General features: G+C 52.6%; 19 protein-coding genes. 4 read left to right on the top strand and 15 right to left on the bottom strand.

The window, feature by feature from the left end:
• Positions 1 to 250 precede the first annotated feature (250 nt).
• The 7 genes from purE to EYB48_RS11915 form a co-directional block, all read right to left on the bottom strand.
• Positions 251 to 748 (bottom strand): 5-(carboxyamino)imidazole ribonucleotide mutase, encoded by a 498-nt coding sequence (gene purE / locus EYB48_RS11945; RefSeq protein ID WP_162020572.1) that lies wholly within the window; start codon positions 746 to 748, stop codon positions 251 to 253.
• Positions 749 to 750: 2 nt separating this feature from the next.
• Entirely contained in the window at positions 751 to 1,647 is an 897-nt protein-coding gene (locus tag EYB48_RS11940; protein WP_162020571.1) for a phosphoribosylaminoimidazolesuccinocarboxamide synthase, read from the bottom strand.
• Positions 1,648 to 1,815: 168 nt separating this feature from the next.
• The gene (gene fba, locus EYB48_RS11935) at positions 1,816 to 2,880 is read right to left on the bottom strand and encodes a class II fructose-bisphosphate aldolase (RefSeq protein WP_162020570.1); all 1,065 of its coding nucleotides are present in this window, start codon (positions 2,878 to 2,880) and stop codon (positions 1,816 to 1,818) included.
• A 245-nt stretch (positions 2,881 to 3,125) separates the two neighbouring features.
• Positions 3,126 to 4,556 carry a pyruvate kinase gene (pyk, locus tag EYB48_RS11930; RefSeq protein WP_162020569.1) on the bottom strand — a complete coding sequence of 477 codons (1,431 nt, stop codon included), beginning with the start codon at positions 4,554 to 4,556 and terminating at the stop codon, positions 3,126 to 3,128.
• A gap of 216 nt (positions 4,557 to 4,772) precedes the next feature.
• A complete protein-coding gene (locus tag EYB48_RS11925; protein ID WP_162020568.1) occupies positions 4,773 to 5,966 on the bottom strand; it encodes a phosphoglycerate kinase in 1,194 nt (397 codons plus the stop codon).
• A gap of 240 nt (positions 5,967 to 6,206) precedes the next feature.
• Positions 6,207 to 6,530: an AzlD domain-containing protein gene (locus EYB48_RS11920; protein ID WP_162020609.1), complete on the bottom strand. Its 324-nt coding sequence runs from the start codon at positions 6,528 to 6,530 to the stop codon at positions 6,207 to 6,209.
• Positions 6,523 to 7,248: an AzlC family ABC transporter permease gene (locus tag EYB48_RS11915; protein ID WP_162020567.1), complete on the bottom strand. Its 726-nt coding sequence runs from the start codon at positions 7,246 to 7,248 to the stop codon at positions 6,523 to 6,525. The genes EYB48_RS11920 and EYB48_RS11915 overlap by 8 nt, the downstream gene beginning before the upstream one ends.
• Positions 7,249 to 7,548: 300 nt before the next feature.
• Here EYB48_RS11915 and EYB48_RS11910 point away from each other — a divergent pair, with 300 nt between their 5' ends.
• From EYB48_RS11910 to EYB48_RS11895, 4 genes are all read left to right on the top strand, one after another.
• Complete coding sequence (locus tag EYB48_RS11910; RefSeq protein WP_162020566.1) at positions 7,549 to 7,749, top strand: zinc-finger domain-containing protein; 201 nt, start codon at positions 7,549 to 7,551, stop codon at positions 7,747 to 7,749.
• A gap of 28 nt (positions 7,750 to 7,777) precedes the next feature.
• Entirely contained in the window at positions 7,778 to 8,209 is a 432-nt protein-coding gene (locus tag EYB48_RS11905) for a YybH family protein (RefSeq protein ID WP_162020565.1), read from the top strand.
• 2 nt (positions 8,210 to 8,211) lie between these two features.
• The gene (locus EYB48_RS11900) at positions 8,212 to 9,168 is read left to right on the top strand and encodes a YheT family hydrolase (protein ID WP_162020564.1); all 957 of its coding nucleotides are present in this window, start codon (positions 8,212 to 8,214) and stop codon (positions 9,166 to 9,168) included.
• Between the two features lie 72 nt (positions 9,169 to 9,240).
• Positions 9,241 to 9,846 (top strand): DUF2946 family protein, encoded by a 606-nt coding sequence (locus EYB48_RS11895; RefSeq protein ID WP_235935077.1) that lies wholly within the window; start codon positions 9,241 to 9,243, stop codon positions 9,844 to 9,846.
• A 13-nt stretch (positions 9,847 to 9,859) separates the two neighbouring features.
• Here the strand turns inward: EYB48_RS11895 and EYB48_RS11890 are convergent, their stop codons facing one another.
• From EYB48_RS11890 to EYB48_RS11855, 8 genes are read right to left on the bottom strand one after another with little or no spacing between them, the layout of a single operon-like run.
• Positions 9,860 to 10,879 (bottom strand): aromatic ring-hydroxylating oxygenase subunit alpha, encoded by a 1,020-nt coding sequence (locus EYB48_RS11890; RefSeq protein WP_162020563.1) that lies wholly within the window; start codon positions 10,877 to 10,879, stop codon positions 9,860 to 9,862.
• Positions 10,876 to 11,520 (bottom strand): NeuD/PglB/VioB family sugar acetyltransferase, encoded by a 645-nt coding sequence (locus EYB48_RS11885; RefSeq protein WP_162020562.1) that lies wholly within the window; start codon positions 11,518 to 11,520, stop codon positions 10,876 to 10,878. The genes EYB48_RS11890 and EYB48_RS11885 overlap by 4 nt, the downstream gene beginning before the upstream one ends.
• Positions 11,521 to 11,523: 3 nt before the next feature.
• Positions 11,524 to 12,282 (bottom strand): SDR family NAD(P)-dependent oxidoreductase, encoded by a 759-nt coding sequence (locus EYB48_RS11880; protein WP_408058293.1) that lies wholly within the window; start codon positions 12,280 to 12,282, stop codon positions 11,524 to 11,526.
• Positions 12,282 to 13,343 carry a ketoacyl-ACP synthase III gene (locus EYB48_RS11875; protein WP_162020560.1) on the bottom strand — a complete coding sequence of 354 codons (1,062 nt, stop codon included), beginning with the start codon at positions 13,341 to 13,343 and terminating at the stop codon, positions 12,282 to 12,284. Before EYB48_RS11875 ends, EYB48_RS11880 begins: the two co-directional genes overlap by 1 nt.
• A gap of 1 nt (position 13,344) precedes the next feature.
• Positions 13,345 to 13,569: an acyl carrier protein gene (locus EYB48_RS11870; protein WP_162020559.1), complete on the bottom strand. Its 225-nt coding sequence runs from the start codon at positions 13,567 to 13,569 to the stop codon at positions 13,345 to 13,347.
• A 24-nt stretch (positions 13,570 to 13,593) separates the two neighbouring features.
• Positions 13,594 to 14,634 carry a 3-oxoacyl-ACP synthase III family protein gene (locus tag EYB48_RS11865; protein ID WP_162020558.1) on the bottom strand — a complete coding sequence of 347 codons (1,041 nt, stop codon included), beginning with the start codon at positions 14,632 to 14,634 and terminating at the stop codon, positions 13,594 to 13,596.
• The gene (locus EYB48_RS11860) at positions 14,631 to 15,758 is read right to left on the bottom strand and encodes a DegT/DnrJ/EryC1/StrS family aminotransferase (protein WP_162020557.1); all 1,128 of its coding nucleotides are present in this window, start codon (positions 15,756 to 15,758) and stop codon (positions 14,631 to 14,633) included. The genes EYB48_RS11865 and EYB48_RS11860 overlap by 4 nt, the downstream gene beginning before the upstream one ends.
• Entirely contained in the window at positions 15,755 to 17,785 is a 2,031-nt protein-coding gene (locus tag EYB48_RS11855) for an O-linked N-acetylglucosamine transferase, SPINDLY family protein (protein ID WP_162020556.1), read from the bottom strand. The genes EYB48_RS11860 and EYB48_RS11855 overlap by 4 nt, the downstream gene beginning before the upstream one ends.
• Between the last annotated feature and the right edge of the window lie 62 nt (positions 17,786 to 17,847).

The raw sequence follows: 17,847 nt of genomic DNA, 5'->3' as shown, positions 1-17,847 counted from the left end.
GGTCGCTGTGCCGGGGCTATGCCGCTTCAGCCCTGAGGGGCAGACTCCCCTCAGGTTTAAAAATCCGGCCCCTCATCTGAGTGAAGTCAGAGCCAGCAAAATACACCTACAAGCTGGCAGGGTAGTCATACCAGCTGCACAACTCAAACAGCACTCAACTATGCAGACCACGCAAACGAGGCTGTGAATGCAAACGATGCGAGCAATGCAGGCTAAGCCACAGCCTGGCCAGCATCACCCACTACAACAATCAGACTGGCAATACCATGTCGCGTGCGACCTGGGTCTGGCGTACACGGAAAGCCTCTAATTTTTCTGCCAGTGCGGCATCGGTGGTGGCCAGCATCGCGACCGCCGCCAGCGCCGCATTGGCCGCACCGGCTTCACCGATCGCAAAGGTCGCAACCGGTATGCCCTTAGGCATCTGCACGATAGAGAGCAAGGAGTCTTCACCACGCAGATACTTGGATGGCACAGGCACACCAAATACCGGTACGATAGTTTTAGCTGCGATCATGCCTGGCAAATGGGCGGCGCCACCAGCACCGGCGATAATGCCACGCAGACCACGTTCCCGTGCTGTCTCGGCATAACGGAACATTTCGTCCGGCATACGATGGGCAGAGACAACCTGCGCTTCAAAGCCTATGTCAAATTCCTTCAAAACCGCGACAGCATGCTGCATCACATCCCAGTCAGACGAAGAACCCATCACGACGCCGACCTGAACTTTTTTATCCTGAGTCATGATCATGCCTTCAAGGTTTCACCAGTCAGACGCTGCAGCGCTTCCTGATACTTGGCAGAGGTATTGGCGATCACATCCTGAGGCAAGGCCGGCGCGGGTGCGGTCTTGTTCCAGCTGGTGATGGTTTCCAGATAATCGCGCACAAACTGTTTGTCGAACGAAGGTGGCGAAATACCGGTCGCATAGGAATCCGCAGGCCAGAAGCGTGAAGAATCCGCAGTCAGCACTTCGTCCATCAAATGCAGCACGCCTTGTTCATCGAGGCCGAATTCAAATTTGGTATCGGCGATGATAATGCCGCGTGTTGCCGCATATTCAGATGCCTCGGTATACAACTGAATACTGATGTCACGGATTTTCGCCGCCAGCTCAGCACCGATTCTTTGCTCCATATCGGCAAAGCTGATGTTTTCATCGTGCTCACCCATCTCTGCTTTGGCAGCTGGCGTAAAAATAGGCGCAGGCAGTTTCGCCGCTTGTGGCAAACCGGCAGGCAGCGTGATGCCGCAGACCGCGCCAGTTTCCTGATAATCCTTCCAGCCGGAACCGATGATATAACCACGCACCACTGCTTCCACCATGATAGGTTGCAGACGTTTGGCGACCACGGCGCGACCACGTACCTGTTCCGCTTCATCTGCTGCCACCACGGACTCAGGCGCAATACCAGTTAAGTGATTTGGCACGATATGGCCAAGCTTTTCAAACCAGAAATTCGCCATCTGATTCAGCACGCGGCCTTTTTCAGGAATAGGCTCGTTCATGATGACGTCGAAAGCCGACAGTCGATCGCTGGTCACGATCAATAATTTGTCGTCGCCGACCGCATAGTTGTCACGGACTTTACCGCGACCGAGCAATGGCAGGGAATGGAGAGTGGAATTGATTTGAGTTGTCATGGTGATTTCGATACTTTGGATACTGCTGTTTGTGTCTGTTTGTGTCTGTTTGTGGTTCAGAACCCGGGCAGATCCACACTGCAGTCTGCCAGACCGGTCAGCGGCCTCGTTTCTGAATCCGTAAAAATGCGCAGGGCGCATTATCTGCGCCCTGGTGACTACTTCAGCTTAGTTGACGATCTGCGACAACGCGCCTTTTTTGTATTGCTCTGCGACTTTTTCGAGTGACATCGGCTTGATCTTGGCAGCCTGACCTTCGCAACCGAAGGACAGATAGCGTGCTTTGCACACCAGCTTAGCCGCTTCGCGTGCTGGCTTCAGGTAGTCACGCGGATCAAATTTACCTGGATTTTCGAACATGAAGCGACGGATCGCGGCAGTCATCGCCAGGCGGATATCGGTATCGATATTGATCTTGCGTACGCCATGCTTAATACCAGTGACGATTTCTTCAACTGGAACGCCATAAGTTTCTTTCATGTCGCCGCCGAACTGACGGATCTCTTCCAGCAGTTCCTGAGGCACGGAAGAAGAACCGTGCATCACCAGATGGGTATTAGGAATACGTGCGTGGATTTCCTTGATGCGGTCTATCGCCAGGATGTCGCCGGTAGGCTTACGGGAGAACTTGTAAGCGCCGTGTGAGGTACCGATCGCAATCGCGAGCGCGTCACACTGGGTTGCTTTTACAAAGTCAGCAGCCTGATTCACGTCGGTCAGCAATTGTTCACGGGTCATTTTGCCATCAGCACCGTGGCCATCTTCCTTGTCGCCCATCATGGTTTCCAGCGAGCCCAACACACCGAGTTCCGCCTCAACCGTCACACCAATCGCGTGTGAAAATTCCACCACTTTGCGTGACACTTCCATATTGTATTCATAGCTGGCGACAGATTTACCGTCTTCCATCAGCGAGCCATCCATCATCACAGAAGTAAAGCCGGATTTGATCGCAGCCATACACACGGCAGGAGACTGGCCGTGATCCTGATGCATCACAACCGGGATGTGCGGATAGGCTTCAACCGCAGCTTCGATCAAATGACGCAGGAAGGCTTCACCGGCATACTTACGGGCACCAGCCGAGGCTTGCATAATGACAGGCGCGCCGACTTCGTCCGCAGCCTGCATAATCGCAGTAACTTGTTCCAGATTGTTGACGTTAAACGCTGGCAGACCATAGCCATTTTCGGCAGCATGATCCAGCAATTGACGCATGGAAACGAGAGGCATAATAAACTCCAGAAGGTCGATAAAAAAAACGGTAAGGCTTGTGGTCCACACGCGGCATGGTTTCCGGCACATCTGACGCAGCAGAAACATCTGGCGCAGCAACGCAACAAGCAAAACTTCTTCAGCAAGACGGATACCGCAGCGATGACGGCCCGGTGTACACAGAGCCCCTTGTCCGCAGCGGTTTGTATCCGCGCTGAGTACTACAAATTCTGTCCTTTTCCAAGCCGATTGGCGCTAGCCGCTCAGCCACCTACTTTCACAATTTTAAGTGCATTGGTACCACCGACCTGGCCCATAGGTTCACCCCAGGTCACCACGATCATGTCACCCTTGCTGACCACGCCTTTTTCCAGCAAAACTGTTTCTGCTGCATTTAACACTGCATCACGGTCAGTGGAGGATGGCAAGGCAAAAGTACGCACATTGCGGTACAAAGCAGCCTTACGCTGCGTCGCGATACTAGGCGTCAGCGCAAACAGGGGTACGTCTATGCTGTGACGGCTCATCCACAATGCCGTTGAGCCAGACTCTGTCAGTGCAACGATCGCCTTCACCCGTAAATGATGCGCAGTGAACAGTGCGCCATAAGCGATAGACTGATCGATGCGGGTAAAGGTCAGATTCATGAAATCTGCATCCAGCTTGGATTCCTGGAACTTCTCCGCTTCCAGGCAAATCGCCGACATGGTTTCCACGGTCTCTACCGGATACTTGCCGGAGGCTGTTTCGGCCGATGCCATCACCGCATCAGTGCCATCCAGTACCGCATTCGCCACGTCCGACACTTCAGCGCGGGTAGGCACGGCATTGACGATCATGGACTCCATCATCTGGGTCGCTGTGATCGCCAGTTTATTCGAGGCGCGTGCCATGTTAATCATGCGCTTTTGCAGTGCAGGTACCGCAGCATTTCCGACTTCTACCGCCAGATCACCACGCGCCACCATAATGCCATCCGATGCATCCAGAATTTCCTGCAAGACCGGAATCGCTTCAGCGCGCTCTATCTTGGCGATCATCATCGGCTTGTGGTTATACGGCTCACCGGCGATATTCGATAACTGGCGCGCCATTTCCATATCGGTGGCGTTTTTCGGAAATGAGACAGCGATGTAATCGGCCTGAAACGACATCGCCGTCTTGATGTCTTCCATGTCTTTGGCCGTCAGCGCCGGTGCGGTCAAACCGCCGCCCTGACGGTTAATACCTTTGTTATTGGATAATTCGCCACCGATTTTAACAATGGTGTGAATTTCATTGCCTGTGATTTTCTCAACCACCAAAACGATCAGACCATCGTTGAGTAATAACACGTCAGCCGGTTTCACATCGCGCGGCAAGGCCTTGTAATCCAGTCCTACACGTTCCTGATTACCCATGGTGCAATCTGCATCCAGAATAAATTTGTCGCCATTTGCGATCTGGATTTTGGACTGTTCAAACTTACCGATACGGATTTTCGGCCCTTGCAAATCGGCCATAATCGCAATTTCGCGTCCACACTCAGCCGCAGCCTGACGCACCATGCCGGCACGGTCGATATGATCCTGTGCCTTACCATGTGAAAAATTCAGCCGTACGACATTCACGCCAGCTTTGATCATACGCTTCAGCGTATCCGGATCATTAGAAGCAGGTCCTATCGTAGCGACGATTTTGGTAGCACGTGACATCGGGTCTCCTGAGTATAAAGTTCAGTTTTTAATGTGGACGAAAAATGCGATTACAAATAAGGCGATTACAAACAATGCACTTATACATCTAACAAACAGTACGCTTTTGCGTATTTTTTTATTTTTTTCAGCCTGCATCTGCTTCCTGGCGATGCAGGCGTAAAGACAGACAAACAGCCGGCGCTCAGCTGAGTCGCCCGCTGCCTGCACTGACGGTCAGCCTGCTGCGCGCTGCAACAAAATTTCTACTGCAGGCAGTGTTTTACCTTCCAGGAATTCCAGGAAAGCGCCGCCACCAGTGGAGATATAGCCAACGCGATCAGCGATATGGTATTTGGCAATCGCTGCCAGGGTATCACCGCCACCGGCGATAGAGAAACCAGAGGATTCAGCGATCGCATTCGCCAGCACTTTAGTGCCCTGACCAAACTGGTCAAATTCAAACACACCGACCGGGCCATTCCAGACGATAGTACCAGCCTGGCGTATCTGTTCCGCCAGCTTGGCAGCCGTTTCAGGGCCGATATCGAGGATCATGTCATCATCAGCCACATCCGCGACGGCTTTCACCGTTGCCACGGCGGTCGCTGCGAATTCTTTGGCGCATACCACGTCAGTAGGAATCGGCACCGAAGCACCACGCTTAGCCATCATGTCGATAATCGCTTTAGCTTCTTCGACCAGATCGGCTTCCGCCAGCGACTTACCAATTTTCAAACCGGATGCCAGCATGAAGGTATTGGCGATACCGCCGCCTACGATCAGGTTATCGACTTTATCTGCCAGCGATTTGAGGATAGTCAGTTTGCTGGATACTTTGGAGCCAGCCACAATCGCGACCAGCGGACGGGCCGGCTGACCGAGTGCCTTACCCAGCGCATCGAGTTCTGCGGACAGCAGAGGACCAGCGCACACGACGGGTGCGTATTTAGCGATGCCATGGGTCGTTGCTTCTGCACGGTGCGCGGTACCGAAGGCATCGTTCACATACACGTCGCACAAAGCCGCCATTTTCTGCGCCAGTGCATCGTCATTTTTCTTTTCGCCTTTATTGACGCGGCAATTCTCCAGCAATACCACTTGACCAGGTGCGACGTCGACGCCGTCCAGCCAGTTCTGTTTCAATGCAACTGGCAGGCCCAGCAACTCAGACAGACGCTGTGCGACTGGCGCCAGGCTGTCTTCAGGCTTGAATTCGCCTTCAACCGGACGTCCCAGATGGGAAGTCACCATCACAGCAGCACCGGCTTGCAAAGCCTGTTGTATTGCAGGGACGGAGGCGCGGATGCGGGTGTCTTCGGTAATCTGACCGGCATCATCTTGTGGAACATTGAGATCAGCACGGATAAATACGCGCTTGCCCTGGAGCTGATTAGCTGCGATGAGATCGCTGAGTCGGTTGAATTGCATCGTCTTTTCAGTATCAAAGTGAGGAAATCTGCGCTCCGTTCTTAATGAGATGACCGCTACGGTCTGGCCAGCATGCTGTCGTGCAGGCCTGAAGGCATTGCAACATCTACAATTGCGGCGCGTTTTTTCTCAGAAATTGGAGTGAATTCGCTATTTTACCAAAGCGCCAGCCGTGGCTATAGCGTTTTCTTGGTTTGATACCACTTTTATCCTGCAGGCCGCAGACAGACTGGCTCCAGCCTATTGGCCCAGCCTGAGGTAAGTGAATACTGCCATCCCGAACAGGATGGTGTGCAGCATATTGCGTCTGACCAGAAAAAAAGCGGTGGCCAGCAAACCTGCCACCAGTCTGGGCTGATTCCAGCTGATCGCCAACTGACCTTGCAGCATCAGTAAATCCGGGAATATCAGAGCTGCCAGTGCACAGGCTGGCGCATAGCGCAAACCATCCTGCACCCGCTTAGGCAATTGCACCCGGCTGCCGACCAGCCAAAAGCCACTGCGCGCAATAAAAGTAGCGAGTACTAACAATGCAATCGTGAGCCAGACATCAAGATCATGCATCATGCTGCTCCTCAGCTGCACGCGGTGTGCAGTATTCTTCAAACAGCATCGCTGCTGCCATACCGGCTACAACGGAAAACAGTAAGCCCAGCTTATAGGGCCAGGCAAAAGTTACCAGTGCTGCGGCGCCCGATACCAGCACACCCACAGTTGCGGCACGGTTGAGTATCAAGGGCAGCATGACGCAGAGTATCGCCAGCGTACCGGCAAAGCCCAGCCCCCAGGATTCCGGCACCTGGCTGCCGGCCAGAATACCGATGATGGATCCGACCTGCCAGGATAGCCAATTAGGGAAAATCAAGCCCTTCAGATACGTCAGCTTCCCTTTGGCATCGCTGAGTTCCGGGTATTTCTGTAAAAACAGGCTGACCGACAAGTCGCCTGAGGTATACCCTAGCCACGCGCGGGTACGCAGCGGCAGATGGGCAAAATGCGGCGCGAGTATCGCGGAAAAAATCACGAAACGCAGGTTCACCGCCAGTGCGGTCGCAAAAATCACCCACAGCGGCGCATGTGCCGCCAGCAAAGGCAGAGATGCCAGCTGAGCCGAACCGGCAAACACCAGTAGCGTCATACCCAGCGCTTGCGGCGTGCTGAGACCCGCCTTAATCATGGCCACACCAACCACTAAGCCCCAGGCAGCGATACCGAACCAGGTAGGCGCACCGGCTTGCAGCGCCTCTTTCCAGGCATCCTGATTTGTTTTAATCGACGTCATGCATTCTGACTTTAAGAAAAAATTGACCCACGTGCACAGCGTCAGCCAGGCAGTGAGCGTTGAAATCGTTCAGTTTCGAACCGCAGCGCCGCCTGTAGCGGCGCTAAGCGCTGAGTCTGATCAGTTGCGGGAGTCGGGCTAAGCGCTACAGCGCACCGACAGTCGCAGGCAGACCGGTATTCTAGCCTTGAATGAAAATCAGCGCAGAACGCTGACCGAAGTAGCGCAAATCCGTTAAAATCGCGGCTTAACGCTGACCCCGCTGTCAGCTGACTGATGACACTTACCCACGGAGCGCTTATGTCCACCCCAAATACTGCGAACAATGTCGTTGAACTGCAAGCCAAAGATCTGCCTGCACATTGTCCAAATCCAGCCATGCCTTTGTGGTCCTCGCACCCACGCGTGTTCCTGGACCTGTCCCATGGCGGCGAAGCGACTTGCTCTTATTGCGGCACCAAATACAAACTGGCACCCGGCACTGTGCTCAAGGCGCATTAATCAGGCCTGTCTGAAACCGGATCAAAATATGCCAGCCAAAAAGCAAATGAACGGCAGCCCGGAAGAAACCGAAGCTGCCTTTTATGATGCGCTGAGCCGTGCTGACCTTGAAGCCATGATGGCGCTGTGGGCAGAGGATGAAGAAATCGTCTGCATCCATCCCGGCGCGCCGCGCCTGATTGGGCATGCCGCGATCAGGGCTTCATGGGAAGCCATTTTCGAACGCGGTGGCGTACAAGTGCAGGCGCATCAAATCCATGCGACGCATAATATGCTGACCGCTGTGCACAGTGTGATCGAGCAGATACAGCGCCCTAATGAACAATTAGCCGACATCCACATCCTGGCGACCAACGTGTACATGAAAACACCGCAAGGATGGCGCATCACCATGCATCACTCCTCCGTTGCAGCAGGCAAAGCGCCACTGGATCTGTTCAAAGCCAGTACCCTGCACTGACCATGACTTATCAGGCTCCTGCATGGCTGCCCGGTGGCCATCTGCAAACCATACTTCCTGCACTGTGGATGCCGCGTCCTGCAGTCGCGCTACGGCGCGAACGCTGGCAAACGCCAGACCAGGATTTCATCGATGTGGATTTTCTCGATGGCCAGCCGGGTCAGCCTTGCGTGGTGCTGTTTCACGGTCTCGAAGGATCAAGTCAAAGTCATTATGCCCAGGCGCTGATGCATGCGCTGCAGCAGCGTGGCTGGTCAGGAGTGATACCGCATTTCCGTGGCTGCTCAGGCGAACTCAATCAGGCGCCGCGCTTTTACCATTCCGGCGACTCGACAGAAATCAACTGGATACTGCGCCGCCTGCATCAGCACTGGCGGACTCAGCATACAACAGCGCGTTTTTTTGCGGCCGGTGTTTCGTTGGGTGGCAATGCCTTATTACGCTGGACCGGCGAATCTCAACATCAGGCCAGCCTGGCAGATGCGGTATGCGCGGTCTCTGCACCGCTGGATCTGGCACAGGGTGGCGCTGCTTTGTCTGGCGGACTGAACATGCTGTACACCCGCATGTTCCTGAAGACGCTGAAACCAAAATGTTTGCAAAAGCTCAGGCAATTCCCCGGTCTGTTTGATCAGCAGCGCATGCTGGCAGCGCAGAACCTGTACGAGTTCGACAACGTGGTCACGGCGCCTTTGCACGGCTATCGCGATACTGACGATTACTGGCATCGTGCCAGCGCCCGCTGGATATTGAACGATATTCGTATTCCTGCACTGGTACTGAACGCCAGGAATGACCCTTTCCTGCCAGGCCAGCATTTACCCCGACAGGCTGCGCTGTGTGTCACACTGGACTACCCGCAACATGGCGGCCATGTTGGCTTTGCGACGGGTGGATTCCCCGGAAAACTGGACTGGCTGCCGCAAAAAATTCTTGGCTATTTTGAGCAGTTTTTATAAGCGCTCAGACGGATATTCAAACACAAAGCGTAACAGCGCACTCCATAGCAAAGTGCATACAGAAACAGGTGAATGATGGATGAGATAGTCAAAGCAGCCATGACGAAATGGCCCAATGTACCCCATTGTTTTGGCTGGCTGGCACTCGATGCACGCGGCCAGTGGCGTATGCGCGATGAGCGCTGTCAGGCACTCGGCCTGCCCGGTGATATCATTCGCCACCCCAGTCTGATCAGCTTCATACAGCGTAATTACACCCATGATGAGGACGATCGCTGGTATTTCCAGAATGGCCCGCAACGCGTCTATGTCGACCTGGAAGCGGCACCTTATATCTGTACGCTCTCACCAAGCCATCTGCAACTACATACCGGCACAGTTCTGCATCAGCTACACGAGGCAGTGATGGACGAAACTGGCCGGCTGTTTTTTATCAGTGAACACAACTTATGCCTGCTCGATGACAGAGACATCGCCGACTGCCTCGATCGTATCCGTGATCAACAGGCTCAGGTCCTCAGCACTGAAGCATTGATGCAATGGATAGAAGCTGATCAGGCCAGTGATTTATGGCTGGAACTGCCGGGTATCATAGCTGCTGTGCGTCTGCGCAAAGGCAAGGCCCAGTCGCTCAGGTCCAGCTATCCGTTTCAAGCGACGCCACGACTGGACAGCTGACAAGCTGGAGTGCTTAAACATCACCTGCACTGGCGACACGCTGCAAGCTTTTTCTGAAGTGAATAATTTTTTCTTCATCCACAGATAAACGGCTGACATCATTCCAGTCATAGCTCTGTATGGGTATGCGGCTACAGATATCATGATCTTCCCGGAAAACCTGACGGTTGACCTCAGCAGTGGATAGAAAAAAATGATCCATGCTGGCGGCTGGCACACCCGTCCTTAATGAAGTTTTCAATAAGCGGCTGTAAAAATGGGTTTTTTGTTCTTGCGCTGATGGGAAAAAATTCTGCAGCGAATACGACAGGCCACAGGTAGACGTCAGCATCGTGAATGGGAACAGATAAATACTGATGTATCCATCTATCGGCTCAGTGCGAGAAAACAAGCGCGCAGCTGACCTGAGCTTCTTAGACACAGACGTATCAGTAATCTGAAAAGACGCTGTTGAATTGTCTGCGACATAGGCATTTTCAGGATCAGACAAGCTTAAGCGCCCCAAGGTCTCAGTATGGACGTAGGGCGTATGCAGCGAATCCAGACCATTTTCAATGGCGATTTTCCAATCGCACTCATAGGTATAGGCATTCCAGTCGGCACGTCCGTTAATATCCATAGAAATGGATGCCAGTTGTTGCGACAAGTCGCCTAATTGCATGTCCAGCGTATGCGCTGGCTTCACTGAGGCAAACAGAAAATCACCACACCATTCCGTCTTCAGCATACCCATGCTGACTTTGCTTAATTCACAGGCCTTATACTTTTCACGCGCAGGTATCAGTAAAGTCCCGGCTTGAAATGTCCAGCCATGATAGGCACAACTGATGGGAGCATTGCCGTATTCGGCATCAAAAAAACGCGCGCCACGGTGCGGGCACAAATTATCAAAAACAATAATCTCACCCGCATCATTGGCTGCGACGACTTCCTGCCCCAGCCATTGCAGACGCAGAAAATCTCCCGGCTGCGGTAATTCGGAACGGTGGCATAGCAAGTGCCAGTAGTGGTCGCGTAATCGTGTGTTCATCATGTCAGTGTTCTGGCTGGTTGCGCATAAACGGTAGTCTGCTCGCGCACCCTCCGGACCACGATGGCACCGGCACCTATCCTGGCGCCATCGCCCACGACGACTGACGGCAATACCGAAGCGTGCGAACCGACCAGTACCGCGCTGCCTATCTTCACATGTCCGGTCAGATCCACATGCGCACAAATGACGCTGGACTCGCCGATATCCACATCATGTCCGGCACCGGAATGAGTGTTAATCACGACAAAATCCGCAATCCGGGTATTGGCTGAAATCAGGCAGAACGGGTAAATCACTACGCCTTCACCTATGCTGGCATTGGGTGCAATAATCACATTCGCATGGACGTAGGTATAGAAACGTGCGCCCTGTTTTCTGAGTGCACGTGCCACCGTCATCCTGGCCTGAGGCTCGCCTATCGCAAGCAGAATCCGGTCTTCAGGCTCTGGCTGAAAACCGGCAATGCCACCAAGTACCGGATAGGGAAAATCAGCAGAAAAACAGGGGGTGGGCGCAATCGTGTCATCAATGATGCCACGGATAACCACACGTCCACTGGCAATATCCGGCGCCAGCAGGGCCAGTAATTCCTGGCCCATGCCGCCGGCACCAGCCAGTATGAGTTGAGTTGGGAGAATCATCTTTTACCTTACTGAATAACCGCCATCGACAGACAAGCTGCTACCTGTAATCCAGCGTCCGGACTCTGCCATCAGATAGATCACGGCGCCGGCAATATCGTCCACAGTCCCAAATCCCAGCAAATGCTTTTGCTCATATGCAGACAAGGACTGCTCACCCAATGTATGGGTCAGTTGCGCATGCATCGCTGTTTCCACAGCACCGGCAGCAATCGCATTCACGCGAATGCGACGTGGAGCAAACTCGACAGCAAGTGAGCGCACCAAGCCTTCTGTCGCTGCTTTCGCTGAAGAGTACAGCGCCATGCCAGCCTGCCCACGCGTTGCTGCCACGGACGACATCATCACGATGGCACTGCCGTCTTCCATCACACCGCGCAGCGACGCCGCGCGCGCCAATGCCATCGCCGACTTCACACTGGAAGCATATATTTCATCAAACTGCTTTTCCTTAGACAGTTTTGCGGGACGTAACATGCTGATACCGGCCGCATGGAACATGCCACTAAACGGGCCATGTAACTGTGCCGTTTTTTGCACCAGTTCGACGAGCTGATCACTGCCATCCAGCTCAGCCGGTACACAGTAATGCCCTGATCCGCCTAAGGCTTGCAGGGTTTCGTCCAGTCTCGCCGCATCGCGTCCACTCAGACATAATCTGGCACCGCAAGCCGCCATGGCAATCGCAGCTGCACGTCCAATTCCGGACGAAGCTCCCGTGACCAGTATGTGTCGCCCCTGCAAAGCATTTTCTTTAAATATCATGACTCGACTTCAATTAAATCTGTGACTTGCATCAGGCTGAGATCGCAACTGACCGCAGCCCAGGAATAGCCAACACCAAAACCAGCCATCACAACGCGTTCACGTAAGGGAGTCTCGCGGCATATATCGGTCAGTAACAAGGGAATAGAAGCGCTGGAAGTGTTACCGAAGCGCTGTAAATTCAAAGAAAACTGGTCGGCAGGAATCTTGAGTTTTTTGGCGATGTGCCGCAGCATGAAGGCATTTGCCTGATGAAACAGGAAGTGTTCAGTGCTTTCCAACGTTTGCCCGGAAAAACTCAGCAACTGCTTGACTAATGCCGGTACGCTGCTGATTGTGAAGTTGAATACTTGTGCGCCATCCATATACAAATAGTCGGGATTCAGCTGACTAAGACGTGCATCCTCTTGTTGCTCTGCACGTACCGGGCTGCGTGGCACCATCAGATGACGTGCGCCGCCGCCATCCGTCCCAATCACGTAATACGCGGGTTGAGCTTGTTCGTTATACTCCAGCGCAGTCGCAGTTCCGGCATCACCAAACAATAGAGCAGTCGCCCGGTCCTCCGTATTAACCAGTTTGCTGGAGGTGTCTCCGGCCAATAGCAGCACACGTTTGACAGCAAGACCATCAATTAAGCGTGAAGCAAGCCACAAGCCATACACATAACCGGAGCAACCCAGGTTAACATCCAGTGCTGCACAATTCTTAGATAAGCCCAGCCTGTGCTGCAAGGTGCAAGCAGTCGCCGGCAAACGGAAATCCGGTGTTTGCGATACGAAAATCACTGCATCCACGCTTTCGGCTGACCAGGCAAGTTGACTCAACAAGCGACTTGCTGCAGCTTCCGCCAGATCGGCCGTGGTCTGATTGGGGCCCGCAATATGCCTGCGCTCGACACCAGTCATCTTGGTGATCTCATCAATCACCTGAGTATCAAAGCGGTCTGCGAAATCCTGATTCGTGCAAGTTTGCTGAGGAACAGCGCTGACTACGCCGCGGATAGCAACGTGATCAACGCGAATCTGCAAGCCGGTCTGCGCATCAGTGGCACTCATATCAGTCTTTCTTCGCCGCGTCTATCAGCGCCAGAATGTCAGCAACAGTAGTGCATTTTGCCAGCGCCTGGCCATCCAGCATCACTGAGTACACATCGTCAACCAGCGCCATGGTCGATACTACCGCCAAAGAATCCCAGGCATAATCCTGCAGACTCAGATCCGGCTGTATCTGCCCGCTATCCAGCTCCAGAATCTCCGCCATACCTTCAAAAAATTCTTGCATACCTTACTCCTGAAAATAAATTCTTTAACTTCTTACGATAAGTTTTTGATCGAACCGGATTATACAAGCGCCCCAGGAATAGCCTACGCCAAAACCGGCCAGCAGCACTGTCTTATGTTCCGCATTCCAGCCTTTTTCTATGCTGATAGCCAGCGCCAGCGGAATTGATGAGGAAACCGTATTTCCCACATGTTCCAGTTCGATTAAAAACCGTTCTGCAGCAATGCCAATTTTCTTTCTGAGTGCTTCCAGCAAAAAGCGATTCGCCTGATGCAGTATCAGCATATCGATGCCATCCCAGCCCAGGCCGCCCAGCTCCAGGGTCTCTTTACATAGTCCGGGAATTTTTTGCAGCGTGAACTTCAATATTTCAGGGCCGTTCATATACAGTCTGGACGCATCCCTGACATGACCTGCATGATCAGTAAACACAGCTGCTTCATCGCACCCCATAGAGCGACAGCCGCTTTGCGGCACGATCAAATGCTCATAGCCACTGCCATCAGTTCCCATGTTAAACGCAGATATCGCTGCCAGCTCACCCGGTTTTGCCTGAATCAGCGTTGCGGTTGCCGCATCACCAAACAAAGGCCGTACACTGCGGTCATTTTCTGCAATTAACTTGGTATAAGTATCCCCCGTCAGCAGTAAAACATTGTTCGCCATGCCTGACTCGACCAGAGCTTTTGCGACGGACAAACCATAGACATAGCCGGAGCAGCCCATATTCAAATCCAGCGCGGGACAAGCAGAAGACAGACCTAATTGCTGATGAATCAGACAGGCCGAGCTGGGTAGCAGATAATCCGGTGTCTGGGTGCAAAACAGTAAATAATCTATGCTGGCCGGAGAAATTTCCGGCGTAGTAAATAACTTCTTTGCAGCCTGCACAGCAAGGTCAGCTGCAGTCTGCCCGGCTGCTGCGATATGGCGCTGACGGATACCGGTTTTTTCAAAGATCTTCTCAGCGGTCCACTCAGGGAATATCTGCGCCAGCTCGGCATTGTCTAAAATCTGTTCAGGCAATGCATACGCAAGCGCCTGTATGCTGGCATATGCTTTCATGCCTCAGCTCCCTGCCCCAGCGTTCGGATCAGATCGACGATTTTCTGTCGCACTTCAAGCGGCATGTCGGGATAAATCGGCAAACATAAAACACGTTCTGAGACTTGCTTAGCTACCGGCAGGTTCGCAATATTGGCGGAAGCCAGGTGCCGGTACATTTCGAATTCTGGTATCAAAGGATAAAAATAGCGTCTGGGATGGATATCATGCTGTTTGAAGTGGTGATACAGCGCATCGCGCGACACAGGAAATTCACTGCCAATTTGAATCGGAAAATAAGAAAAATTGGAGCTCCAGTCAGCTGGAGTATGTAGAAAAGATATCCCTTTCACGTTCGCCAGTTGTTCGCGGTAATAGCGATCTATTTCAGCACGACTCTGTATCGCCGCATCGACACGCTGTAACTGCAGCAAACCTACAGCAGCCTGAAATTCATTCATTTTCCCGTTGATGCCAATCTCGACCACACTGACCTCATCGACAAATCCAAAATTCTTTAAGTGATCAATATGCCGTTTGCTTGCCTCATCCGGTGAGACGATGGCACCGCCTTCGAAGGTATTGAACACTTTGGTCGCATGAAAACTTAAGACAGACAGATCACCTGCACTAAGTATGCTGCGCTGACCCTGACGCACAGAAAATGCGTGCGCAGCATCATAAATAACTTTCAAACCGTATTTATCTGCTATCGCCTGTATGGCGTCTACATTGCAGGGCACGCCATAGCAGTGCACAGGTAAAATCGCTGTGGTCTTGTCGGTAATCGCTGCTTCAATCAGCTCAGGATTCAGATTCAGAGTGATTGGATCAATATCGACAAACACAGGGGTAATCTGATTCCATAACAAAGCGTGGGAAGTCGCGACAAATGAATATGGCGTCGTAATAACTTCACCACTTAAATGCAAAGCTTTGAACGCAGCAATCAGAGCGATAGTTGCATTCGAAAAAAGGGAGATATACGGTACATTCAGATAACGCGCCAAAGCCAGCTCCAACTCCTGGTGCATAGGGCCACCATTGGTCAGGATGCCGGTCTGCCAGATTTTTTCCAGATAGGGCAGCATATCTGCCAGCGGTGGCAGACTGGGGCGCGTCACATATACCGGGTCTTTGCTCATTTTGAGCGCCCTTCCAAGGGACGACAAACATAGGTGGCATCCTGCCGCAATACCTCGAACGGCCGTGCGGACTCGGCCTGACACCGGTATACCCACATCTGGCGTAAAGCAGCATGCAATGCATGTGCGACTTGCTCTGGCTGTAAAAACCCGGATTTGGCAAACTGCCCGCGTAACTGCATCCTCAATTCAGTCAGATAGCTGCGGTTTTCATTGAGCCAGACTGCTTTTGCTACGAAGTCCTGCTCAGAGTCAGCAACGAAATGCTCAGCAATACCGACGTGCAGTAAGTTGGCAGCAGACTGCCTTCCAGGCGCCGTTTTTCCGGTCAGGGTCAACGTAGGCACCCCCATCCACATCGCATGGTTAGTCGTTGTACCACCGGTGTAGGGGAAGGTATCCAGGCAGACATCGACTTCTTTGTGTGAGGCCAGATAATCTTCCATATAGGTGCGGGTATAAAAATCCAGCCTGTCTGCAGAAATACCCTCTTCCTGAAACCAGTTAATCAAAAACTGATAATCCATCAGCCCAGGCAAACCTGCCAGCTTCATACGTGCATCAGGTATATCGCGTAGTACCTGGGCCCATAAAGCCACCACTTCACGGCTAATCTTATTGGCGCGGTTGAAGCTGCCGAAAGTCAGATGCGAGCGTTGCAATAAGGGCGATGGTGACACTTCCGGTGCCGCCTCAAACGGCAGAAAAGTCGTGGTAACCGGCAAACGTACCAGTTTTTCGGTGAACCATGCATCAAACTCAGGGTAAGGTAAAAAATGATGATCGGCGATGAAATAATCCATCTCTTGCAATCCGGTAGTACCCGGATAACCGAGCCAGCTGACTTGCACCGGTGCCGGACGGCGTGCAAACGATAACAGGCGATGACCTTGCGTATGACCAGACAAATCAATCAGGATATCGATCTCATCGTCCACTACCAGCTGAGCAAACTGCTCATAAGTCAATGCAGCCACGTTTTTCCAAAGCGGCAAGAAAGTACGCAAACGCGCACTCGCCTCGTCCTCTTCCGGAAAATTATAGAAAATATGTAGTTCCACATCCGGAACAACTGCCAATGCGCGCAGCAAAGGTTCGATAAAAGACGTAACCGCATGCCCACGTAAATCCGCACTGACGATACCCACGCGCAGTTGCTTGTCGGCTGAGCCTGCAGGCTCATGCTGGTAGCGGGCAGACTGTAATGGTAATTCAAATTTAGTCGCAAATTCTTTGTGTTGCGCAAACAAGTCTTGCGGACTGGTATGCACGTCATGGGAGAGCTGGAATAATAATTGCGTGTAAACAGGAGCAGAATCTGGGCTTTGACGCAACGCGTGGCGGCATACATCAAGTACTTTATCTAAGGCTCCCATGCGTTGATAGACTATGATCAATTCGTGGTGAGCTAATTCAGATGCCGGGTCCATTTCCAGTATGCGCTCAAATTTCTCTATCGCCTTGGCATGCGCCCTTTGCTCAGAATAAGTGAGCGCCAGATTGCGATAAATCTCAGGATTATCCGGCGTCAGTGTCAGTGCTTTTTCATAACTGGCGACAGACGCCTCTGTTTTTCCCAGTTCAGCCTGTACATTGCCAAGCGCGATATAGGCATGTGCAAATGAAGGATCCAGCGCCAGCGCGGTCTGGAACGCGGTTTGCGCCGCTTCCGGCTGTGCGGCGAGCATATAGGTACGTCCCAGATTGAAATGAGCGCCAACATAATCTGCCTGCTTGGAAATCGCCGTACGGTATTCGCGCAAGGCATCATTGAAGCGACCTGCGGATGTGTGAATATTTCCTATATTCAGATGGGCACGTGCCGACTGCGGGTCGGTGCTGCTCGCCTGGCGGTACTTCTGCAAGGCCAGATCAGACTTACCCTGCTCTTCCAGCGCATTTCCTTGCTCAATCAGCGCTATGGCCTGCTGCACTTCATTGACGCGCTGACTCGATACAGGTTCAACTAAAGAGTGGTGGCTCTCTTTTTTACTCAAAAATGCGCGGAAACGGTTAAGCAAAGTCATGTTTTATCAAAGGCAGAAAAAAGTAATACGAACGCAGCTCAGGAGTGATGCTGGATTGCGCC

The sequence above is a fragment of the Cognatundibacterium crateris genome (genome assembly GCF_010078235.1).
In the GTDB taxonomy this organism is placed as follows: Bacteria; Pseudomonadota; Gammaproteobacteria; order Burkholderiales; family Burkholderiaceae_D; genus Undibacterium; species Undibacterium crateris.
The sequence above is the reverse complement of the archived record's forward strand: the minus strand, read 5'-3'. Positions and strand labels throughout refer to the sequence as shown.